At 46.7% G+C, this 24215-nt stretch carries 19 protein-coding genes; 2 read left to right on the top strand and 17 right to left on the bottom strand.

The features are described 5' to 3' along the window. The first annotated feature begins 34 nt into the window (after positions 1-34). Positions 35-952: an EamA family transporter gene (locus tag MHI06_RS22935; RefSeq protein ID WP_340399223.1), complete on the top strand. Its 918-nt coding sequence runs from the start codon at positions 35-37 to the stop codon at positions 950-952. Positions 953-1077: 125 nt separating this feature from the next. Here MHI06_RS22935 and MHI06_RS22940 read toward each other — a convergent pair whose 3' ends face one another. From MHI06_RS22940 to MHI06_RS23010, 15 genes are all read right to left on the bottom strand, one after another. After that, complete coding sequence (locus MHI06_RS22940; protein ID WP_340399224.1) at positions 1078-3258, bottom strand: UvrD-helicase domain-containing protein; 2181 nt, start codon at positions 3256-3258, stop codon at positions 1078-1080. Positions 3259-3394: 136 nt separating this feature from the next. Further along, positions 3395-3565 carry a hypothetical protein gene (locus MHI06_RS22945; protein WP_167544426.1) on the bottom strand — a complete coding sequence of 57 codons (171 nt, stop codon included), beginning with the start codon at positions 3563-3565 and terminating at the stop codon, positions 3395-3397. 41 nt (positions 3566-3606) lie between these two features. Beyond that, on the bottom strand, positions 3607-4398 hold the full coding sequence (locus tag MHI06_RS22950) for a DUF4097 family beta strand repeat-containing protein (RefSeq protein ID WP_340399225.1): 792 nt from the start codon (positions 4396-4398) through the stop codon (positions 3607-3609). Between the two features lie 36 nt (positions 4399-4434). Next, positions 4435-5100 carry a TetR/AcrR family transcriptional regulator gene (locus tag MHI06_RS22955; RefSeq protein ID WP_340399226.1) on the bottom strand — a complete coding sequence of 222 codons (666 nt, stop codon included), beginning with the start codon at positions 5098-5100 and terminating at the stop codon, positions 4435-4437. A 148-nt stretch (positions 5101-5248) separates the two neighbouring features. Continuing rightward, on the bottom strand, positions 5249-7048 hold the full coding sequence (locus tag MHI06_RS22960; RefSeq protein ID WP_340399227.1) for an ABC transporter ATP-binding protein: 1800 nt from the start codon (positions 7046-7048) through the stop codon (positions 5249-5251). Between the two features lie 90 nt (positions 7049-7138). Then, positions 7139-8437, bottom strand: a complete 1299-nt coding sequence (locus MHI06_RS22965) for an NCS2 family permease (RefSeq protein ID WP_339789394.1) — start codon at positions 8435-8437, stop codon at positions 7139-7141. A gap of 243 nt (positions 8438-8680) precedes the next feature. Beyond that, positions 8681-9439, bottom strand: coding sequence for a tRNA threonylcarbamoyladenosine dehydratase (locus tag MHI06_RS22970; protein WP_169481823.1), 759 nt, complete (start codon positions 9437-9439; stop codon positions 8681-8683). An 18-nt stretch (positions 9440-9457) separates the two neighbouring features. Then, on the bottom strand, positions 9458-11236 hold the full coding sequence (gene aspS / locus MHI06_RS22975) for an aspartate--tRNA ligase (RefSeq protein WP_340399228.1): 1779 nt from the start codon (positions 11234-11236) through the stop codon (positions 9458-9460). Positions 11237-11450: 214 nt separating this feature from the next. Further along, positions 11451-12704, bottom strand: coding sequence for a histidine--tRNA ligase (gene hisS, locus MHI06_RS22980; protein WP_017686789.1), 1254 nt, complete (start codon positions 12702-12704; stop codon positions 11451-11453). A gap of 599 nt (positions 12705-13303) precedes the next feature. Next, complete coding sequence (locus MHI06_RS22985; protein WP_169481820.1) at positions 13304-14572, bottom strand: SEC-C metal-binding domain-containing protein; 1269 nt, start codon at positions 14570-14572, stop codon at positions 13304-13306. A 631-nt stretch (positions 14573-15203) separates the two neighbouring features. Beyond that, positions 15204-15650, bottom strand: a complete 447-nt coding sequence (locus tag MHI06_RS22990; protein ID WP_169481819.1) for a hypothetical protein — start codon at positions 15648-15650, stop codon at positions 15204-15206. 104 nt (positions 15651-15754) lie between these two features. Beyond that, a complete protein-coding gene (locus MHI06_RS22995; RefSeq protein ID WP_340399229.1) occupies positions 15755-16261 on the bottom strand; it encodes a type 1 glutamine amidotransferase domain-containing protein in 507 nt (168 codons plus the stop codon). Positions 16262-16472: 211 nt separating this feature from the next. Beyond that, positions 16473-16640 (bottom strand): hypothetical protein, encoded by a 168-nt coding sequence (locus MHI06_RS23000; protein ID WP_340399230.1) that lies wholly within the window; start codon positions 16638-16640, stop codon positions 16473-16475. Positions 16641-16716: 76 nt separating this feature from the next. Next, complete coding sequence (gene dtd, locus MHI06_RS23005; RefSeq protein WP_340399231.1) at positions 16717-17178, bottom strand: D-aminoacyl-tRNA deacylase; 462 nt, start codon at positions 17176-17178, stop codon at positions 16717-16719. Between the two features lie 12 nt (positions 17179-17190). Continuing rightward, complete coding sequence (locus MHI06_RS23010) at positions 17191-19368, bottom strand: bifunctional (p)ppGpp synthetase/guanosine-3',5'-bis(diphosphate) 3'-pyrophosphohydrolase (RefSeq protein WP_264935984.1); 2178 nt, start codon at positions 19366-19368, stop codon at positions 17191-17193. Positions 19369-19741: 373 nt separating this feature from the next. Between MHI06_RS23010 and uraA the strand changes: the two genes are divergently transcribed. Beyond that, positions 19742-21058 carry a uracil permease gene (gene uraA, locus MHI06_RS23015; RefSeq protein ID WP_340399232.1) on the top strand — a complete coding sequence of 439 codons (1317 nt, stop codon included), beginning with the start codon at positions 19742-19744 and terminating at the stop codon, positions 21056-21058. 155 nt (positions 21059-21213) lie between these two features. On the opposite strand, the gene MHI06_RS23020 is transcribed toward uraA, so the two are convergent. Both MHI06_RS23020 and recJ read right to left on the bottom strand, forming a co-directional pair. Further along, positions 21214-21729 (bottom strand): adenine phosphoribosyltransferase, encoded by a 516-nt coding sequence (locus tag MHI06_RS23020; protein WP_047844084.1) that lies wholly within the window; start codon positions 21727-21729, stop codon positions 21214-21216. A gap of 37 nt (positions 21730-21766) precedes the next feature. Then, the gene (recJ, locus tag MHI06_RS23025) at positions 21767-24175 is read right to left on the bottom strand and encodes a single-stranded-DNA-specific exonuclease RecJ (protein WP_340399233.1); all 2409 of its coding nucleotides are present in this window, start codon (positions 24173-24175) and stop codon (positions 21767-21769) included. Positions 24176-24215 lie beyond the last annotated feature (40 nt).

Consider the following 24215-nt stretch of genomic DNA (forward strand, 5'->3'; position numbering starts at 1 on the left):
TCATCTGACTGGATGATGATAAGGAGTGTTCAGCATGACACACTGGAAAAATAGAGTTGCTCTGATCACAGGTACCCGAAGCATAAAACCTTTGAAATATACAATCTTGATCATTTTGACAACGTTAATCATGGGAACTTCTTTTCCAGTTGGCAAGATCGGCATGTTATATGCCCCACCTTTCCTGCTCATGGGCATACGTTATATACTGGCAGGTGGCTTGATGGCCTTGTTCCTTCGTAAACGTCCTTTGCCTACTGGATGGCAGTCATGGTTGAAAATAATCCTCATTGGCCTGTTCCAATCGGCAGGAGTGATGGGCTGCGCCTACTACAGCATGAACTGGATTACATCCGGTGAATCAGCCATCATTACGTTTACCAATCCGTTGCTAGTCATTATCCTCAGTGCTCTTTTATATAGACTGACCTACCGTTTCAGTCAGTGGATCGGTGTTATGCTCGGCTTCGTAGGGATTATGTTAACCTTTGGATGGCAGATGAGCTTTAGCCCTGGAACCTGGATTGGATTTGGCGGTGCGATCTCCTTTGCCGTGTCTACATTGCTCATCAAACGCTGGGGCGATGGCTACGATACTTTTGTCTTAACAGCCTATCAGATGCTCGCTGGAGGTGCTGCCTTGCTTCTGCTGAGCATGTGGACTGAACAGCCTCACTTTATAATGAATGCCACCTCGGTTATGGTGTTGCTCTGGTTGACGCTTGTTTGCTCCATCATCCAGTTCTCACTCTGGTTTTATTTGCTACAACATAGTGATCCGGCCCAAACCAGTTCTTATCTGTTTCTAGCACCGTTCTTTGGTGTATTGTCGAGTTGGATTTTGCTAGGAGAGCATGTCCAGTGGTTTGCATTGGCAGGCGGGTTATTCATTGGTGTCGGCATATTCCTGGTGAACCGTCGCTCGTCCAGAATGGGAAATAGCGTAACATAAACTTGAACTCCCCCGTCGTTCTTCGTTAGAAGATTAAGCAATTCTCGCGCGAAAGCAAAAAAAGGCATGCGCTTATGGGACTTTCCCATGAACGCCATGCCTTTTCTTGTATAAGCAAACTTTATTTACTCAAGCTCAGGCCAACCCTGAATGGTTACAGGCTCGCCGTCAGGATTATGTGTTGCAGCCGCGTATTCTGGCAAATCACCCTCGTGGAACAACCACAATTCATGCAAGGCCCGTGTACAACCAACGTACAACAGTTTCGCATCACCCGCATTTGGCAAATAATGCTTCTGATCTACGTCTGCCACAATAACGGCATCAAACTCCAACCCTTTGGACAGATAGACAGGTAAAACAGAGTGTCCACCCGTGTACTGCTTTTTGCCACCATCGATCAGGTTCAGATCCCAGCCTGCGGCCTGAAGGTCACGGTGAAGCACCTCTGCTTCATGCAGTGTACGCGTCAGGATGGAGACAGTTCGGTAGTCTTTGACTGTTAACACCTTCAAAGCCTGCTCCAGACTAGCCGTCCGCCCTTCGCCTCCATAAGCCAACGTCCGAACCGGATCACCACTACGGAAAACAGGGATCGCCGTAATCCCGCTTTTGACGCCCCTTTCCAGAATCGTATTCGCATAGTCGATAATTTCCATCGTCGAACGATAGCTTCGGGTCAATGCAAAGTATGCATTCTGTTCCTCAGGAAATAGAGAACTCATCTCTTCCCACGCATGAACACCACGGTACTCATGAATGCCTTGAGACAAGTCACCCAGTATGGTGAAGGAATGCCCTTTGACGAACTGATCCAATAACGCCACATGGAAAGGTGAAAAGTCCTGCGCTTCATCGATCACAATATGGTCAAATCGCTCCGAACCCTCAATATCATGGACCAGTGTATGAATGTATACCAATGCAGGCAGGTCCTCTTCACGGACGATATCCTGTTTCAGATCTGCTGCGGTTTGTTTCATGACCAGTTTTGGAATAAGCCCGCTGAGTGAGGCTGGCACAGAGCCACCCTTTGCAGCTTTGAACAACTGTTTGTATAGCGTAAGCGGCTCGTATTGAGGCCATTTTTTGGCATAAGCTTTCTCACGAGTAGACGCTTTTTTCTTGCGTTCTTTGCGCACAGCTTCTGGCATCGGTTTCTTAAGTTCCATCTCAATCCAGCGGTGAACCCGCGCCATGACCCGTTCTTTGCGTTTGGCTAGTGGATAATGCTTATATTCCTCACCGAACCAGTTCTCGATCTCCGTCTTGCTGAGCACCTTACCATCCCATGGACTGAAGTCCATATCCGGTACGGAATCCGCTTCCATGCCCGAGAGCCACTCTCGAATAAGCTCCATGAAACGGATGGATCCTTTGTAACGTCCAGGTACATCATCATTTAATTCAGGCCGCGCATCTGGAGTTTCGAACCAGGTGTTCAATGTATCCGACGTATTCGCCAAAGGCATTTCCAGCCCCAGCAGGTTCATCGCCCAATCCGGGAATGTCCGCTGCTGAATGTCCCCTACTCCGAGTTCCGGGAGCACATCTGAGATGTAATCCAGGAACATGTGGTTGGGTGCAAAAATAACCATTTTCTCCGCAGATACCTGCTCCTTGTACTGATACAGCAAAAAGGCAAGACGATGCAGGGCAACCGTTGTTTTCCCGGATCCGGCTACACCCTGAATGATCAATGCGGTGTTTCTCGCCGCACGAATGATCTGATCCTGCTCCGCCTGAATCGTAGATACGATGTCACGGAGTTTGTTATCCTTGTTCTCTCCCAGACGATAAACGAGAAATTCATCAGATACCGCTGGCTGGTCGCTGTCACGGTTATATGTATCCGCCACACGTTCCAATATCCGCTGCCGAATGACAACGTTTCGTTTCAGGTATACCAGACCTTCGATAAGCCCTTCCGGGGCTTCATACGTAGCGGAGGCTTCGCCTCCCGTAAATGAGTAAAACAGGCTTGCGACAGGAGCACGCCAGTCGATGACGAGCGGATGCTCTCCCACCTCTTCGCGGTCTACGCCGATTTTGCCAATATACAGCGGTTTCCGTGCACCACTGCCCTGTTCTTCGAAATCCAAGCGTCCGAAATAGGGTTGCTGCGCGCTCTTGGACAAGGCGGTGCGGCGCTCTTCGCGTCCAGCTTCCAACACTTGTTCTGTGAAGTCGTGACCGGTGTATACCGGAATATTCTGCAGTCGTTCCAGCTGACTGTCCACTTCCTCCATCGTTCGCTCTAACCTGTACTCTTCTTCTTGATAGGCACTTTGAAAGCTGTCTGACATGTTTCAGTTACCTCCTAAGAATATGTTTTGCTCTGTATCGCCTAGATCTGGAAATACAAAAGGATACTTACTATATCACATAGGGCAATTGAAAGCCATATCCGTTTTGTAGGCTTACTTTTGTAATATATGAGGCTCATCTGAATTGATAATTAATGATGGCACTGACAAGCGCACAACAACCAAACAGAATAAACCACCAGGCCCACTTGTTTCTGGACTGCCTGCGCCTGCTGTTCAATGCGCCGTAAATCCCGATTAGCAGTACGATGGTGGAAAAACTAATCCCTACGATCCAACCAGCCATGATATCTGCCCCCTTTGTTTTCACTACACACGAACAGTCTCTCATTTCCTGGATTTCAGATGAAAAGCTCCTCCTCGAATATCCACTTGGAATTCACTTTTTCTACTTTTGTGTATTAGATCGTTGCTGTTCCCATGAAGGGGAGTCAAATCAAATTCACTTTTTAACGCTCCTGATCTTCTTTTAAGTATGATTCGGAAACCTTCGTTATCTGGAATGGAAACCACTGCCTTTGCCCCTGTGGATACGGAATGCAATCTCTCTGGCATCTTGAGACAGTCCATATTTAATTCTCTGCCTGTTGTGGTAATTTGCAAGTGACGAAACTCCCCCGAAATGTCGATCTTGGCTGAACTGGATTGAAGATTAAGCTTATCTGCAATAAGGTGTTGTACTTTCACTACGGATACCACTGCGCACAGTTCAAGCTCCTCCATCCTCCCTGATAGATCTACATGACCTGAGGTGATCTTGCATTGACAGCGAGTGGCCAGAAGCCGATTCAACCGGAGTTTTCCTCCTGTGGAGTTTAGCAAAATACTGTTAAAAACCCGAGTTGGTAGCTGAATCTTCAATACTGTTCGACCTACGTTTAACCCGATGAGTCCTCCCCTTTTTCTCCCGTCCACAATGCTTAAGGTATCCCCTCGTATGTTAACTTGCATCAGCCTTCGCTTGGAAAACCACGCATCCGCATATTGCATAACGTGAATCAGTTCATCCACACTCGGAAGAACTATGATATCTCCTGACAACCAATTTAACTGTATATCATGAATGGGTTGATCAATGTCTATGCTCTTGCATATGGCAAGCTCACTACTTTTCAACATCTTCTCCCTCTCCATTTCAAACAATCAGGTGTATGTTTATTCCGCCTCCGCATAGCCTCCTGTGCTGGCATGCCGATTCGTAATTCGCTGAATGAGCTGTTCGCTAACGATATCTGCTCCCAAGAGTTTCATCATGTGTTGCAAAAACTTAAGCCTTTCCAATGTCTGCTCCTGATTTCTGCCAAAAAGAAGAGGGTTGATCCAGATATTAACGAGCAGCATGAAGATTTCAGCGCACTCCAGCGGATATTCGACAGAGATCGATCCATCACTCTTGCCTTGCTCCATGATATTGGCAATAATTCGTGCGTCTTTTAGAACACCCTTCCTGATTCCACCAAGTACAAACTGTGGATTCTTGATCTGAGTGCTTAGAACCTGATCTATTGAGTTGGATTGGATTCCAGGATCAACGATAATATTTTCCAAAATACTGATGAGCTTCTGTCTGGCATTCGGAGCATGCGTGTTCTGGATGAGTTCCATAAACATATCTTCTGCCCGCCCAAGCTCCTTCTCCATCACTGCACTGAGAATATCCTCCTTAGACTTGAAGTGATGATATATTGCACCTTTGGACATACCTAATTCATCTATAATGTCTTGAATACTGGTCTTTTCATATCCCTTTTCGGTAAACATTTGAGTTGAAACTGCCAGAATCAGGTCCAGTGTCTGCTCAGGGTATTTATTTCTAGCCATAAGTCCCTCCTTATACATACCAACGGTCGGTATCTATAATATAGAGTATGTTGGTCTTACTGTAAATATGAGGAATTTAAGAAAAGAAGAAGGATCTCCGTTGAAATACCTCATGGGTATAATAGCGGAGACCCTGCATTAATGGGAATTACTCTTCGTTTTGTACTGTAACTGCATTGCCTTCCTGTGCCACAAACTGCTTCTGCGCTAATTCACGGTATACCGGATGATTGCTAATTAATTCCGTATGAGTTCCTGTTCCGGTAACATGTCCATGCTCCAATACAACAATCTGATCGGAATCCACAACTGTGGACAGTCGGTGTGCGATCACGATCGTGGTTCTGCCTTCCATCAGGTTGGACAAAGCCTGTTGTACTTCATACTCCGAGGTACTGTCCAGACTGGATGTCGCTTCATCCAACATGAGAATATCCGGACTGCGCAGTAAGGCACGAGCAATAGCAATCCGTTGACGTTGGCCCCCGGATAACTTGATTCCTCTCTCGCCCACTTCCGTGTCATATCCCTGTGGCAGCTTGTCGATGAAATCGGCAGAATAGGCCATCTCAGCAGCTCGCCGGATCTCATCCATCGTGACCTCACGGTTCAATCCGTAGGTCATATTATCTCGGATTGAACCCGCCATAAGCGGACTTTCCTGAGATACATACCCGATTTTGCTACGCCAGGAGGCCAAAGAATAATCGGTTATCGCTTGTCCTCCATACGAAATATGGCCTGAATCGGGCATATAGAACTGCTCCATCAAGGAGAACAGTGTTGATTTTCCGCTACCGCTGGGACCGACAATGGCTGTCACTTTTTGTGTAGGTACCGTCAGATTGATTCCGTGCAGCACTTCCTCACCTGTAACATAGGAAAAGTGTACATCATGGAATGCAATCGTCTCATTTCCTTTTGGAGCTATCTTGGTGCTGTCATGTGGCTCTTCCTCATCGGCAAGGATCGCTTGTATGCGCTCCGTTGCACCTACGACTTTTTGCAAACGGGAGTATAGCGTCGTGAATTGTCCCATTGGCATAATGACCTGGAACAACAGCAAAATGAACGCAACCAGTTCACCAGGCGACAACAGTCCAGACGCTACACGCATTCCTCCCACACCCAGAATAACGACCAGTACGGCAGTCATGACAAATGTAAACAAAGGACCGATCAGGGCAAGGATGCGGGCTTCCTGCAAACCAAAAGCGAACATTTTACGAATACGGGAATCCCCTGCTTCCACTTCCTGTTTCTCCGTGCCGTAGGCTTTGACCAAGCGGATCTCGCCAATAACCTGACTGAGCACGGATGTAAGACCTGCCATCTCATCCTGCTGCTTCTTGGAGATCTTGTACATCTTCTTACCGACCGGCAATAGAATCAACAGCGTAAGTGGTACCAAACTCAGAATAATGAGCGACATCACCCAATCCAAGTAAAATAGTAATGCCGCGCCACCCACAACAGCAACGATGTTGGACACAAAGGAAACCAGATAGTCTGCGATCAACGTCATGATCTGGCTTGTATCATTGGTAATCCGACTCATCGTATCGCCTGTCCGATTACGATCAAAATACGGCATTCGTAGCGACAATACCTTGTTCCACAGCTTGGTGCGAAGTGTTGCGACGACGCGTTGTCCGGCGTAATTTAACATATAAATGCTAATACCCGAGGCAATCGCCTGAATTACAAATGCCCCAAGCAATAACAAAATAACAGATTTGTTCAATGCCGAAGTGGTTAATCCATCAATCAGACCTTTGGTCATCAATGGCACGATCAGTCCGGCTGTTGTTTGAATCAGGGTTAAGATGAGGGCAAGAATCAAAATCAGTTTTGGCGGATTTGTGGAAGCGATAAGCTTGACGAAATCCTTAAATCCCTTTTTTCCTACCTTCGGTTCATTCTGCCCTGCTTGTTGTTGCTCTTCCATTCCCGTTCCTCCCGTTCTCCATCTGCTCACCAGAGATCATACGTATGAACTTACATGACGTTGCCTTTTGTTGTTTAATTTAACACAGCTTTACAAAACTCCATGCAACACAAAATTGGCTAAAAAGAGGATGGATATGCCATACATGACCACAGGCACCTGTTTACCTTGACCTGCTGCCAGCTTCGCTAAGGGATAGGCAATAAATCCAAACGCCATACCGTCCACGATGCTATATGTAAATGGAATCATGACCATGATCAGAAATGCTGGGAACGCCTCTGTGAAGTCACCAAAATCCATATCTTTCACACCTTGCACCATCAGGCCACCAATAATGATCAAAATGGGAGCAATCGCACTGTCCGGAATGTAACCGAGTAGCGGGATGAAGAAGAACGTAGCTCCGAATAACACGGCTGTAACGAGCGGAGTCAAACCTGTGCGACCGCCTGCCGCAATTCCGGCTGTAGTCTCTGCTGCAGCAACTGGAGGACTGCTTCCGAATACACCTGCCAGCACGGTGCTAATGGATAGGGCACGCAAACTTCCTTTGAACCGCTCTGGACGACCAATCATCTGTGTCTGAGCGGTAATTAATCCGATATTTTCGAACACTACAATTAGCAGTAGCAAAAATACCGCGATCCAGAACGCGACATCAGCCAACTTCATCAAAGACAATTCGCCAAACAAACCGCCGTATTGACGCAGCGCATCCATCGCTGATACGGATTCACCCGGGTTCACTGCTCCAAGTACATAGGCAAGGCCTGTCCCGACCAGAATACTGATCAGAAGTCCCCCCTGTACATTTCGTATAAATAAAATCAAGGCAAGCACCAGCGTAACGCAGGCTGTAATGACATTCGGATCATTGAAATGCCCAATCGCGACAAACGTGGTCTGATGTGCGATGACGATTCCACTTTTTTGTAAACCGATAAATGTCAGAAACAAACCAATCCCGACCGTAATGCCATGCTGCAGATTTTTCGGGATCGCTTCGCTGATCATTTTGTATAGTGACGTAAACGCAACAATGGCAAACAGTATACCTGTAACGGTAACAACAGCCAGCGCTTCTTGCCAGCTTAATTTCATAGAATGTACGAGTGTATACGTAAAAAATGCATTAATCCCCATTCCGGGTACTACGATAATCGGTGATTTTCCGCCAAATGCCATGAGCAAACAGCCTGCAATGGACGTCAGCAGGGTTCCAACCATGGCCGCCTGTAAGGGCATCCCGGCATCCGAAAGAATTGTAGCATTGACCATAACGATATAGACCACGGCAAAATAGGAAATGGCTCCCGCCACAATTTCCTTCTTCCACTGGTCTCCTGGCTCCATGCCAAGACGTCTGGTCATCCATCCGTGTTTCATTTCGTTCTATTCCCCTCTCTGTAGCCGCAAATTCATTATGTATGTATCATCATTTCGCGCAGCAGTGAATATCATACACGGTTTTGACTTTGAAGTACATGATGTAACTCTGACATTTATCTAGAGATGCAGTTCGGCTATCATAGACGATTGACGTCCCGTTGCTCCGTCTTTCGACGTATGACCTACACAAAAAAGCGCAGATGCCTTATCGGCATCCACGCTTTTTCAGTTGGCAGCATGTTACTGCTGTTTGTTCTCTGCAATTTCTAACAAATCCTTAACGGCAACACTGACCATAATCAGTCCAGCTACCGGAGGCACGAATGAGTTACTCGCAGGTGGCTGTTTAGCCTTACGAATTTCCGGAGCATTCTCGGGAACGATTTTTTGTGTTACGTCCTCACGCGGTTTCATCGGCTTTTCAGTCGAGAAGACCACTTTCACACCTTTTTTAATGCCGTCTTTACGAAGTGTCGTACGCACAACACGAGCAATCGGGTCCATGGTCGTTTTCGAAATATCCGCAACCTGGAATTTCGTCGGGTCCATTTTATTCGCCGCACCCATGCTGGAAATCATCGGAATTTTACGTTTCAGACACTCTTTAATGAGATGGATTTTATAGATAATCGTGTCGGATGCATCCAGCACATAATCCAGTTCATATTTGAACAATTCCTCATACGTTTCTTCCGTGTAAAACATATTCAGGGCAATCGCATCACATTCCGGATTGATCAGTTTCACACGCTCCACCATCAGATCCGCTTTCTTCTGCCCCACTGTCGTAGTCAGCGCATGAATCTGGCGGTTAATGTTGGTGATGTCCACTACGTCTTTATCAATCAGGATGATGCGCCCAACCCCGCTACGGGCAAGAGCTTCTACAGCAATACCACCTACGCCGCCAATACCGAGCACAGCGACTGTACTATTCTTCAACGTATCCAGACCTTCAGGTCCGATCGCAAGTTCTGTTCTTGAAAATTGATGGAGCATTGAGAATCGATGCCTCCTTTATTTCTTTTCCGCTACCTGTTTAAGGGCTACGCGGATGTGAAGTTGTTCCAATTGAGAGTCATCCACTTCGGAAGGTGCATTCATGAGCAGATCCGTTGCACTTGCTGTTTTCGGGAAGGCAATCGTTTCACGCAGATTCGTACGGCCTGCCAGCAACATGACGAGACGGTCCAGACCAAAGGCAATACCACCATGTGGTGGAGTTCCATATTCGAATGCTTCTAACAGATAGCCGAATTTCTCATTCGCTACTTCTGTAGAGAGTCCAAGGGCAGCAAACATTTTCTCTTGAACATCACGTTTGTAGATACGCATCGAACCGCCACCTACTTCATAACCATTGAGAACAAGGTCATAGGCTTGAGCGCGAATTGCACCCGGATCAGTGTCGAACAGATGCACATCTTCGTCTTTTGGACGAGTGAACGGATGGTGTTCTGCCACATAACGTTTTGCATCTTCATCATATCCGAGGAGCGGGAAGTCCACAACCCAAGCAAATTTGAATTTGCTGTCATCAATCAGACCAAGTTGACGGCCGATTTTCAGACGCAATGCGCCCAGAACGTCAGCAACCACTTTTTTGGTGTCTGCGGAGAAGAGCAGCAAGTCGCCATCTTCAGCACCTGTACGTTCTTTGACAGCTTCGATTTCTTCAGGCGTGAAGAACTTCACGATTGGCCCTTTGAACTCGCCGTCTTTCACTTGAATCCAAGCTAGACCTTTCGCACCGTAACGTGCAGCAAATGGTCCAAGATCATCGATCTCTTTACGACTCCATGTGCCACAGCCTTTAGCGTTCAATACTTTGACTTCTCCACCTTTTTCGATGACAGAAGCAAATACTTTCACACCACTGTTTGCTACGATATCGTTCATTTCAACCAGTTCCATACCAAAGCGCAGATCTGGTTTGTCTGAACCATATTTGCCCATTGCATCTGCATACGTAATCCGTTGGAAAGGTAGTTCCAGCTCAATACCTTTGGTTTCACGTAGCAATTTGGCCATCAGTTCTTCCATCATTGGCAGCAGGTCATCCTGTTGCAAGAAAGAAGTCTCGATGTCGACTTGAGTGAATTCTGGTTGACGGTCTGCACGCAGATCCTCATCCCGGAAACAACGAGCGATCTGATAATAACGCTCAACGCCACCCACCATCAGCAACTGTTTGTAGATTTGTGGGGATTGTGGCAAGGCGAAGAATTCACCTTCATGTACACGGCTCGGTACGAGATAATCACGCGCACCTTCCGGGGAGCTCTTGGTTAGGATTGGTGTTTCCACTTCAACGAACTCTTCTCCATCCAGGTAGTCACGGAACACTTTGGATGCTTTGGAACGCAGTTTCAATGTTTCGAACATTTCCGGACGACGCAGGTCCAGGTAACGATATTTCAGACGAAGAGATTCATCAACTTCGACACCATCTTCAATGAAGAATGGAGGTGTTTTTGCCGCGTTCAGCACTTCGATTTCTGTAATTTGAACTTCAATTTCGCCTGTAGGCAGGTTTTTGTTAACTGTTTCTGCATCACGTTTAACGACTTTACCCGTTACAGCGATAACATACTCGCTACGTACGCGATCTGCGATTTGTAGAGCTTCACCGGAATAAGCCGGGTTAAAGACAACTTGTACAATCCCGCTGCGATCACGCAGGTCGATGAAGAGTACGCCCCCCAAGTCACGACGGGTCTGAACCCAACCGTTTAATGTTACTGTTTCACCGATGTGTGCGGGTGTTAATGCGCCGCAATGATGACTTCTTTTCATAACCAAACTCCTCATTATGTGAATTTCCGTTCTGTATGGGCAGTTAGTGCCTGCTCTTCAACAGTCCGGTTACGTGTAGACCATGTATTCGAAAAGGCATGTTACCTCTGGCTCGCCAACTTCCGCTTAATTGGAATCGTCGGTGAACCTCAGTAAATCTTGCCGGATCAATTGTTTTACTTGAATGTTTAAGATTTAATGTAACACTTCGTGCTCATTTACCTTCGCGAATTGCCGCTACCAGATCATCCAGCTTCACGGTTTGTTGCTCACCCGTATCCATCGACTTGAGGGCGATCTCACCACGCTCCAGCTCGTCATCACCAAGGATGGCAGTGTAGCGGGATTTGAAACGGTCAGCTGATTTCATCTGTGCTTTCATCTTGCGGCCCAGATAATCACGTTCACCAGACAGTCCAGACTGACGAAGTTTGAACAACAAACGGTTCACTTCACGATCAGCAGCCTCTCCCAGAGCAACAAAGTACACATCCAGTGGAGCCAGCGTAGTAACCTCAATATTTTGGTGCTCCAGAATCAGTTGAATGCGTTCCAGACCAATACCGAAGCCGATGCCCGGCTGATCAGGTCCACCGATATCTCCAACAAGTCCATTGTATCGGCCACCGCCGCCAACCGTATCAATCGCTCCAATTCCTTGGGCTTTTAATTCAAACGCAGTCAGTGTGTAATAATCCAGGCCCCGTACCAAGCGATTGTTCACAGCATAATCTACTCCGAAATCATCCAGGTATGCCTGCAGCTTGGCGAAGTGATTCAAAGACTCTTCATCCAGGCTATCCAGTATGGACGGTGCCCCTACGAATTTGTCCTGATCGACTTTGCAGTCAAGCACACGCAGCGGATTACGCTCCATACGGGACTGACAGTCCTTGCACAGGCTGTCTTTCATCGGTCTGAGGAACCCAAGTAACGTCTCGCGGTATTCTGCACGGCTGGTCGAGTTACCAACGGAGTTGATCTCCACTTTGACATCCTTCAAGCCGAGTTCTACACACAACTGGTAGCCCAGTGCGATTACTTCCGCATCAATTGCCGGGTCCAGCGCACCGATGGCTTCTACACCAAACTGGTGGAACTGACGCTGACGACCTGCCTGCGGGCGCTCATACCGGAACATCGGACCGATGTAATAGAGCTTGCTCACATCCGGTTCGCCGTAGATTTTGTTCTCTACATACGCACGGACAACACCCGCTGTTCCCTCCGGACGAAGCGTCATGCTGCGATTGCCTTTGTCATCAAAGGTATACATTTCTTTCTCAACGATATCGGTAGTCTCTCCTACACCGCGTACAAATAAAGAAGTCTGTTCGAAGATCGGTGTACGAATCTCGCGATAATTAAACCGTCGACATAGATCTCGTGCTTTTTCTTCTACATACTGCCATTTCTCGACAACTCCAGGCAGTAAATCCTGCGTTCCAGTCGGTTTTTGAAAAGCCATAATGATCCCTCCAGCATTGATTTTCTCTATATAACAAAAAAATCCCTCGCCCTGTCGCTGTGTATACAGCAAACAAAGGGACGAGAGATTGTGTAATATACATTCACCCGTGGTACCACCCACATTCCGGAAAACCTGACACTTTAGCCGTTCAGGTGATATCTGGTGACTCAACATTGCCTAGGGCATTGTGACCAAGCAGATATTCCGCTCTACGTGTAACGCACGTCCTGCGCAGGCCGGCTACTGGTCAACAGATCATGTCTGCTGTGTTCGCCGTCTGTTCTCGGGGAAGTCATTCGTCCGCTCATCAAGAGAATCCTTACAGCCTGGGGATTCCTCTCTGGTCATGTGGGCACGGAGTACTTGGTCCCGTCATCAAATCAATAATATAGTTCAAGAAACGACTTAAATTGACTATAGTCAACGTATTATTTTCTGATTGTAATGAACCGCAGTGCTAAAGTCAAGGGTTAACACGAAAAGATAGCATTAAAAAAATTTTCTCACACGCTGTACGGTATGGGGAGTCCACTGAAATCACGGCTAATAGAAGCTGGATTCCACCAATGAATTCCAACTTCTATTGCTTCATAACGCTATTGTTTTAGCATCCACTTCAACAGATCCGGCGCGCTCGCCCATAAACGGGAATGCATAATGACATATTCAATCGCTTCGTCGGAGTCGCCCATTCCCACAAAATCAGGGAGGTTAAGCGGCAGTCGCTTCAAACCCAGCAGGTAATCAGGCACATGTTTGTTCACACCCCGGGCTACACGGTACAGCATTTTGAGCTGGGAGGTGATTCCATTCTTCTTATACTCCAGAATGATCTGGTCATAGGCAAATGCAGCTGCAGCGTCACCTTTTCCATACTTCTCTAACAATTGCTCCGCCTGATCCAATTGGTTGGTGTACAAATACACAGCAGCGAGCAGGTAACGTGCTCCGGTATTATCTTCCGTATTAAGCTCCAGAATATGCTCCAGGGTTTGTGCCGCTTCTTTGGCATCTCCGCCAAACCAGCAGGATTCGGCATAGCTTTTGCATATCCGGATATAGGGACGCGTCTCATGAAGCCCCCAAAAGTCCCCTTTGTTCTTCTCAAAAAACAGTTCGCCCAGTTCACGTTCGCCAGCAGCGATTCCAGCCTTGAGGTAAGCTCGTGCATCTTGCTCATCGTCCGATTCCTCAGCAAGAATAAGATACGCATCAGAGCTGTCAGGATACATCTCTAGCGCTGTTTCCGCCAGATGTACTCTCCGTTTGGAAGAGCTCGCTTCCATCGCCTTAGACAGCAGAGCCTGTGCTTTGTCTTTCGATGTGCCTGGGCCGTTCAGCATCAATAGCTCGTCCGTTTCACCGCCCATGCCGTATTCTTCGATGTAACTATTCATCTCCTTAACCTTCCGGGAGATCGTGCCTGTCGTTACCTCATATTTATCAGCCAGCTCAGCCTTTGAGACATTGAAGCCGTATTCCTCGGACAGCAAATACTCAATTGCAGCAGAGAACGAGCCTGTCTTCTTCACAGTAGGGCGGGTCTGACGGGAGTAGCCGTTCCATAGCACCAGAGCTTCCAAAATCACCTCTGGCTCGTATTGGTTCCTCATGTTCTCAATAGTCTGCAGGGCCAGCTGTTCGTGAGCCGGATGCTCCCATTTCAATTCGCTTGCCACCATCTTTTTCAGCTTAGTCAAGGTCAGCTTGCTCTCAGGCTGAATGGAGGCTTCCCGAACCGGTTGCTCCGTTGATATTATCCCCAGTATGGATTCTACTGCAGAGGACTCCTTGTTCAGACAACATTTCTTATATTTTTTCCCACTACCACATGGGCATAAATCATTTCTTCCAACCTTACTCAAAACTAATTCCCCCTTAAATCTGTCTCTAGCCATTCGCATGAGAACTCTGTTGCTTTAGCATTGCAGGTGTCATTTCTCAAACGAGGCATTCTATATAACTTTCGAATTCCATCGATCAAGCAGAAACGACTGCCCCGTACTTATATAAAAAAGGTGGGGCCGTTTCAACGATTATATGTTCATCTGGAATATGACGGATCACTCTGGCGATGAATTCCTCATACTCTCTGTCATAGGATTGGATTCGCCTGAACCTAATCGCTTGGGCTAGATTTACCGTCCAATGTAGCCCAACTATGAAAACAATTCGCTGTAGAATATATAAACCCATCTCTCTATTCTAGCAAAAATTGAATAAAGGGGTAAGCTCTGCCCAAAACATACACATTCTTAGCTCAAAAAAAATAGCCTGCACACGGTGTGCAGGCTCAAAGGATATATAAAAAAAGGGGGTCATGTGTGTTATTATAAGCCCACAATGTTAAAGGCTTATGTATCTAATATTACAGTAATATTACAAAAATGATAGCGCTTTATAAATTAGTTTTTTAATATCCTCCTGATTAAAAAGCCCTTGCACATCACTCGACTGTGTGGTCGAGCAGCACAAGGGCCAAGAAGTATCTACACGTTAATTCAAATCTTCCACATAGGCATGGTTGGAACGAAGCTTATGAACAATCTCGTCATAGTCCTCATCTCTTACTTTGGCAGACAGAACATAATGCAGATCATCATAATCGGCCGAAGACACATCCGCTGCATCCAGCAGGTCTCCATCCTCATTCACTCTGTCACGAGAATCCCGTTCTGCATCACGGTCCACATTCGCTACCACAGGAATCACATTTTCGCTGGCTGGAACACCTGGGGCTGCACCTACACCCATGGCTCCGTTGGTGCCTACGCCACCTGCTGTATTATAAGGCACCAGTGGCACCATAACACGCGTGTCTCTACCTACCGCACTGTCCAGTTGACCTACTTCCAAATGCTCTGTACGGAACGTTTGGAGCGAAGTTCTTGCTCCCTCTGCCTCGTCTTCGGTTCGAAAATACGCCTGAATATGTTTTGTCATGTCAAACCCTCCTTTTTCGGAATGAAATGCAACGTGAAGTTTGTAGGCTTCACGATGTAACGTAGTTAAGATACATCCATGTATGTCAGTTGAACTGGGTGAAGTTAAATGACTTTTAGCAGTTCGCGTACAAACGCTGGCTCATCTTCAGGCGTGCGAGATGTAATATAGTTTCCATCCACAACGGCCTCATGATCCTTGAACTCTGCTCCTGCGTTTACCATATCATCCTTAAGTGGTGGATAGGATGTAATCGTGCGGCCTTTCAACAGACCGGCACTTGCCAAAATCTGCGGACCATGACAGATCGCTGCGATCGGTTTCTTTGCACTGTTGATCTCGGTGACGAACTTCAAGATATACGCATCACTTCGCAAATTCTCAGGGGATGATCCACCAGGAATTACGACCGCATCATAATCCGAAGCGGATGCATCGGTAATCGCCTTATCTGCCGAATAGGAGGCCTTTCCTCCCTTACCTTTAAGGGTCTCACCGGCTTTTAATCCGATAATCTCCACTTCATGTCCAGCTTTTTTCACTTCGTCATACGGAACCTGCATCTCCGAATCTTCAAAGTCATTCGCCAATAAAAAAGCAACTTTACTCATAACGTATGTTCTCCTTTCCGTGTTCGAACTTTCTTTAGGAATCGGGACTTGAGTACATTGGCACTTCGTTGTGCCTCGTTTTGTTATTACCCTCACCAGAGCAATTTATAACAACACACAACAAAAAGTCCTGATTCGATAACTACGAACCAGGACTTTTTCAGAATCTGTATAATCCAAATTTCGGATGTTTCTATACCTGTGAAGACAATCAAGATCGCGGAAGATGGCTATGCTTCCCCTTGTCTGAATCCTGAAGTGCCCAGATCGTTGCAACACATTCAGCAGCCGCACGGGCAAGATGCAATGATTCATACAGGTTGCCCGGGAACACCAAAGGTTCCGTACGAGTACGTGTTTCTTTCGCAGATTGGCGCATAATGGGTTGGATACTCCTTTGATCATGAAATAGTCATCAACGAATTATCCCTTATTATGGCCTGAACCCTATGAAATTATGCACGTGGTTCATGACGAACCGGACTTTCAAGCATCAAAGTCACCGGTCCCCAGTTGGTAAACGTCACATCCATCATCGCTCCGAAACGACCCGTTTCAACTTGAATGCCTTTATCACGTAGTAGCTGATTGAACGTTTCATACAACAGTTCTGCAGCTTCAGGTCGGGCCGCAGCCGCAAAGCTCGGGCGTTTTCCTTTGCGACAATCCCCGTACAAGGTGAACTGGGAAACAGACAATACAGCACCACCTACATCCAGTAGACTGAGATTCATCTTCTCCTGATCATCCTCAAAAATCCGTAACCCACTAACTTTATCAGCCAGATACTGGGCATCCTTCTCTGTGTCCTCATGGGTAATGCCTACGAGCAGCATTAGTCCGGATTGGATCTTACCTGTCAGCTCGTCTCCAACGGTCACCTGAGCCTCTTTACAGCGTTGTACAAGCACCCTCATCTTACAGGCTCCTTACTGCATAATCCGATGCACAGAATAAACATCTTTCACCCGTTTGATCCGTTCTACAACGGAATGCAGATGATCCGTGTTGCGAATCAGAATGGTCACGTGCACCAATGCTAATTTATTTTTGTCTGTCCGTCCCGTAACGGCAGATATATTGGTTTTACTTTCGGAAACAGCCTGAAGTACCTCGTTGAGCAAGCCATTCCGATCATGGCCTGTGATCTCAATATCCACACTGTAGCTCGCTTCGATATTCTCTTCCCACTCGACCTCAATAACGCGTGCTGCTTCTTCTCCGTCTGCACTTGTCGGGATATTTGGACAGTCACTACGGTGTACCGAAACGCCGCGGCCCCGTGTAACGTATCCGATAATGTCATCCCCAGGTACAGGATTACAGCATCGTGCGAATCGAACAAGCAGATTATCGATGCCTTTGACACGAATACCGTTAGTTGGTCGATTTCTACGCTCAGGTGCAGGTTTCAGCTCGCGCATCTCGGAATTCAATTCCAGCAAACTGGACTCTTCCTGCTCTTTACGCAGTTTTTCGGTTGCTTTGGTCACGATCTGTGCAGCGGTAATGCCACCGAATCCAACAGCCGCAAGCATATCCTCAATATCGTTAAACGCATATTTTTTGGCAGCTTCCATCAACTTGTCATCCGTCATCCACGCAGAAGGATCAAGCCCCATACGTTTCAGTTCACGCTCACAGCTCTCCCGACCTTTTTCAACGTTTTCTTCACGGCGTTCCTTCTTGAACCATTGCTTGATCTTTGCTCGTGCATGAGAAGATTTAGCAATTTTCATCCAGTCTTGGCTCGGTCCGTAAGAATGTTTGGACGTCAAAATTTCAATGATATCGCCTGTCTTCAGATGGTAATCAAGCGGAACAATTCGACCGTTCACTTTGGCACCAATAGTGCGATTACCAACCTCCGTATGAATACGGTAAGCAAAATCCAAAGGAACAGAGCCGATCGGCAATTCAATGACTTCTCCTTTGGGCGTAAATACAAATACCAGATCCGAGAAGAAATCCATTTTGAGTGATTCTACGAATTCCGAAGCATCCTGTGCTTCGTTTTGAAGTTCAAGAATTTCACGGAAGAACGTAATTTTATCTTCAAAATGATTTCCGTTCGCAGCGCCTTCTTTGTAAGCCCAGTGGGCAGCGATACCAAATTCAGCAGTCCGGTGCATATCCCATGTCCGAATCTGTACTTCCGTTGGTTCACCATTGGGACCGACTACCGTTGTATGGAGCGATTGATACATATTCGCCTTAGGCATTGCAATGTAGTCCTTAAAGCGTCCAGGCATCGGTTTCCATAGCGTGTGTATAATTCCCAGAGTAGCATAACAATCCTTGATATTATCCACAATAATACGGATGGCAAGCAGGTCGTAAATTTCGTTAAACTGCTTGTTTTTGGTGGTCATTTTCTTGAACACGCTGTAGATATGTTTCGGGCGGCCAGAAAGGTCTGCCTGAATTCCCATCTCATCGAGCTTGTTCGTAATTCCATCCATAACTGTATCAATATATTGCTCACGTTCCGCACGCTTTTTGTGCATCAGGTTTGCAATTCGGTAGTATTGCTGCGGATTCAAATAACGGAGGGCGATGTCCTCCATTTCCCATTTGATCGCAGAGATACCCAAACGGTTCGCAATCGGACAGAAAATTTCCAACGTCTCATATGAGATTCGGCGCTGGCTTTCTTCCGACTGAAACTTGAGTGTCCGCATATTATGCAGACGGTCAGCCAATTTAATCACGATGACACGGATGTCCTGCGCCATGGCGATGAACATTTTGCGGTAGTTCTCGTTCTGCTGTTCTTCCTTGGAGCGAAACTGAATACGTTCCAGCTTCGTCAAGCCGTCAACAAGCATGGCACACGTATTGCCGAAATGATTGCGGATCTCTTCAAGTGAGACCGTAGTATCTTCTACTACATCATGAAGAAGCGCTGCTATTATGGAGATGGTGTCCATCTGCATGTTCACAACAATGTCGGCAACCGCAAGCGGATGCAGAATATACGGTTCTCCCGATTTTCGCGTCTGTCCATGGTGGGCCTGATCAGCAAATTCGTAAGCTTCTCGTATGCGCACCAGATCGGGTTCTTTGATATATGCCCCGGCCTTCTCGAGTAATTGCTCTATGCCCATTCTGATCTGTTCCGTGTCCTTTCTATACCAAATGGAACCCGTGACAATGCTGCAACACAGGTTCCCCGTAAAAGTAATTTCCTATAATTATGACGCTTCGCCCGTTTCCCGTCAACTGCTGACGAATAAGAGCGCTTATCCAATTTTTATATTGGTGATCCGCATGACCTCTAAGCTGTTTCTCCATGACGCACAGGTGATTGAATATATTTCTTCATTCTTATGTATTATTACCGTTATTTGCTGAAATAGAAGGAAATTTCATGAAAATATAAATTCCATCGCTCTGCTGCGTCAAAAATGTTATTGCTTAATTAAGAGAAACTCTGTAATCTATTGAAAGTTTGTGTTTCGGAAAAGGAGATGAAATTCATTGCAACGCGAAATTCAGGTTAATCAAAAGATGCCACTTGGCTCGGGTTCACTGCTTAGCCTTCAGCATTTGTTCGCCATGTTTGGCAGCACAGTACTTGTACCGAACCTGTTCGGTGTCGATCCAAGTATGATCCTGCTGATGAACGGAATTGGAACACTGTTGTACATACTGATGTGTAAAGGAAAGATCCCCGCATATCTCGGGTCCAGTTTTGCCTTTATTGCTCCTGTCACTTCAGTATTGAAAACACATCCAGAGAACGGCTACTCCATGGCACTTGGAGCTTTTATCATTACAGGACTTGTGTTCTGCCTCGTGGCTCTTATTATTAAATATGCTGGAACAGGATGGATCAATGTTGTATTCCCACCAGCGGTTATGGGTGCCATTGTTGCCCTGATCGGTCTGGAGCTTGTGCCCGTGGCTGCAGGAATGGCAGGTCTGATTAATCCCGATGTACTTAAATATCCCAACTGGGCACCTCAAGCCAAGCCAATTATTTTGTCCATGGTCACATTGGGAATCACAGTAATTGGTGCCGTAACGTTCCGTGGATTCCCCAAAATTATTCATATTCTAATCGGAATTGTATCCGGATATGTATTAGGCTATTTTATGGGTCTGGTTGAAAAAAAAGCTATTGCAAACGCTGATTTCATCTCACTGCCAACCGTAACAACGCCTACATTTGACTGGTCCGTTATTTTCACCATTCTACCTGTAGCGCTTGTAGTTATCGTTGAACATATTGGACATTTGCTTGTAACGAGCAGCATCGTAGGCAAAGATCTGTCGAAAGACCCTGGCCTCCATCGTTCCCTGCTTGGTAACGGCGTATCCACCATTCTGTCCGGGTTTGTAGGATCAACTCCCAATACAACCTATGGTGAGAACATCGGTGTTATGGCCCTGACTCGCGTATACTCCACATATGTCATTGGTGGCGCAGCAGTCATTGCAATCGTACTTTCCTTCTCAGGAACATTCTCGGCGCTTGTAGCCAACATTCCTGTGCCAGTTATGGGTGGTGTATCCCTGCTTCTGTTCGGGGTTATTGCAGCATCCGGTCTGCGTATTCTGGTTGAACAGAAAGTCGATTTTGCCAAACCGACCAATCTGTTGCTTACTACACTTGTATTGGTCATTGGACTGAGTGGTACAGAAGTTACTTTCTACGGCGTTCATCTGAAAGGGATGGCACTGGCAACCATCGTGGGAATCCTGATGAGCTTGTTGTTCAAACTGTTTGAAGTGCTGGGTTGGTTGAATGATGATTCAAAAAAACAGCCTATCACTGAAAAAACGCCCCATTAATTCCATCGTATATACATCAAAAGCCTGTTCTTTCCAACCCTAACGGATGGAGAGAACAGGCTTTTTCGCAATCATTAATGCTGTATATTATTTCCCGGGAAAAGGGAAAAGCAATTCAGGTTTTAATCAAAACACTCCAAGTGGAGATTTTAAACTTAGTAGTTCATCAATGTGAATACATCGATTTTCTCAGGCAATTTAGCACGACCATTCAGGTCAGACAGCTCGATCAGGAATGCAGCACCGACAACGTTGCCACCCAATTGTTCAATCAAGTTGATGGAAGTTGCAATCGTTCCACCCGTTGCGAGCAGATCATCTGCGATCAAGACATTTTGACCTTTTTCAATCGCATCTGTGTGCATCGCGAGTGTATCTTTGCCATACTCGAGATCATAACCAACTTCAATCGTCTCTCCAGGCAGTTTTCCACTTTTACGAATCGGAGCAAAACCGACACCTAAAGCATATGCCAGAGGGGCGCCCACAACGAAACCACGTGCTTCAGGTCCAGCAATGACGTCAATTTTGAGATCAGAAACCATCACTTTCAGTTCATTGATCGCCTTGCGGTACATTTCTCCATCTTTCAACAATGTTGTAATGTCCTTAAAGCTGATTCCCGGTTGTGGAAAGTCAGGGATGACACGAATATAATCTTTAAAATCCAAAATAATCTCCTCCTAAAATAAATACACAAACTTCCATCTAAGATACGCCCTTCATCCGGGATATCATCCATTGTGTCAGTTGCGGTGTGGCTGCATCCAGCATCACCTGTTCTATCTCGGCCATGTTTTCGATCGCCTGATAGTGACGTGAACCGGTTAGTTCACGCTTAGGTGGGTTATCCACAAACGCAATTTTTCCGTTATCACGGGTAATGAAGGATAACTCTTCGAATACATCCAACATCATCGTAATCATGCGCGGCGAACATCCACACTGACGACTGAGCACAGGAGTAATCTCTTGTTCCTCCACGGGTTCAGCTTTCCATTTCAACACCTGCATATAAATACGCTTAAAGAGATCTCTGGAAGGCATCTGAAGGCGATCTCGGCGGTTGCCTGATCCGTGTAGAAGGATGATATTTTCAGCTCCACTGAACAAAGCCAGCATGGCATCAAGTTGTTCCGGGGTTTCCGGCGTATCAAACACAAATAACGTCCGGACTTGTTCCTGTCCATAATGCTGTGCAGCAGCATTACACGGAAATAACCCGACCTTTCTATCATATACCCAAAGGCAAGGTTCATACAATGAATTTCCCTCGGAAACGTCTGTTTCTTTCCGAACAATAGCGCCAACAGAACCTGATTTGTATCGCAGATGCACCTCAAGTGAGCTCAAGAAATGCTTCATCGCATTCAATGGCTCCGTATTACCGCGCAAATCAAATACTTGGACCTGAGGAACATGAATGTCCTGAAGCATCAATTGAGGTTTTCTCATCCCATTCCATTCATTGATGGACAGTTCTCCCATCACATCAATAACGGAACCTGGGAGAAGGAACTCTGCTAACGCTCCCTTACCAAAAGCCACCGTTTCCAGTTGCTGACCATCTTGCTCCAGAACCAATTTCAGATGACGTTTCTCTCGACCCATCGTTCTGGTTTCCTTCACAGTCACACTTCTAAACACAAACCGTGGCGAAGGATTACTCATCCCGAAAGGCTGAAGTCTGTCAATCTCCTGGATCACTTTCAGCGGAACATCACTGATTCTGCATTCATCATCTGCAAGACGCTGAGGTACAAAGTCCTCTTCGGTCAACACCGTTGCAGCAAACTCATTCAAGCCAGCCTCAAGTTCCTCCAGCTGATCCCGATGCAGGGTCATACCTGCTGCAGCCGGATGTCCCCCGTAATGGTCCATAGTGTGTTTATTGACCGTAAGCGCCTGATAGATATCCAAGCCCTCAATGGAGCGTGCAGAGCCTTTGCAGACACCACTCTCCGGATCGATCCCAAGAATAAGTGTAGGTCGGTAATAGCGGTCCAGCAATTTGGAAGCCACAATACCAACCACTCCAACATTCCAGCCCTCACCAGCCAATACGATTACATCTGGAACGGATCCTGAACGAAGCTGTATCTTTTGTTCCAACTGTGCCGTTGCTTCTTGTAATATGCCCTCAACGACTTGCTGCCGCTCCCGATTCAATAGATCGAGCTGGCCGGCAAGCGTATGAGCTTCATCCAGATTCTCGGTGGTGAGAAGTGACACTGCTCTCCCGGCATGATCCAAACGTCCACTAGCATTAATACGCGGTGCCATAGCAAAGGCAATATTAATCGAAGTCACCTGACTCTGATCCACACCACTAATTTCAAGCAATGCACTTACACCGGGAAGACGTGAACCACGCATGGATTCAATTCCATAACTGACGATAACCCGATTCTCACCTTCCAAAGGCATCAGATCGGCTACAGTGCCAATAGCCGCAATCTCCATCCATTCACCGGGCACTTCCCCGATCAATGCCTGAGCCAGCTTCAAGGCTACCCCCGCTCCTGCCAAACCTTTAAAAGGATACGGACATCCCGGAAGTTTTGGATTGATAAGTGTAAAGGCTTCGGGCAAAACTTCAGGCGGTTCGTGGTGGTCTGTCACAATGACTTCGATACCCAGTGTTGCCGCATAGGCAATCTGTTCAACAGCACTGATTCCGGTGTCCACGGTAATAATCAATGAAACGCCTTGTTGATGGGCCCAATCCAACGCATGGTTGTGTAACCCATACCCTTCATTCGAGCGATGAGGAATGTATATATCGTACGAAGCCCCAAGATGACGCATCAAATGGATCATCAGCGATGTACTGGATACGCCATCAGCGTCATAATCCCCGTAGATTAAAATGTGTTCTTCCCGCTCCAAAGCCAGCTTGATTCGAGGCACTGCTTCATTCATGCCCAGTAGCAGATAGGGATCATGCATCTGATTCAGATCAGGATGCAAAAAACGTTCTGCCTCCTTCTCATTGTGCACTCCTCGACTCACAAGCAAACGTCCAACAAGGGGTGAAACGGAAAGCGCCTGCGAGAGTCCCGCAGCCGCCTCCAAATCGATATTCGGTGTATTCCACCGGTATTGCGAATAAAGCAATGATAACGCTCCTTTCCTGATCTACTGGACCCGCGCTTCA

Source organism: Paenibacillus sp. FSL H8-0079 (assembly GCF_037991315.1).
GTDB lineage: Bacteria > Bacillota > Bacilli > Paenibacillales > Paenibacillaceae > Paenibacillus.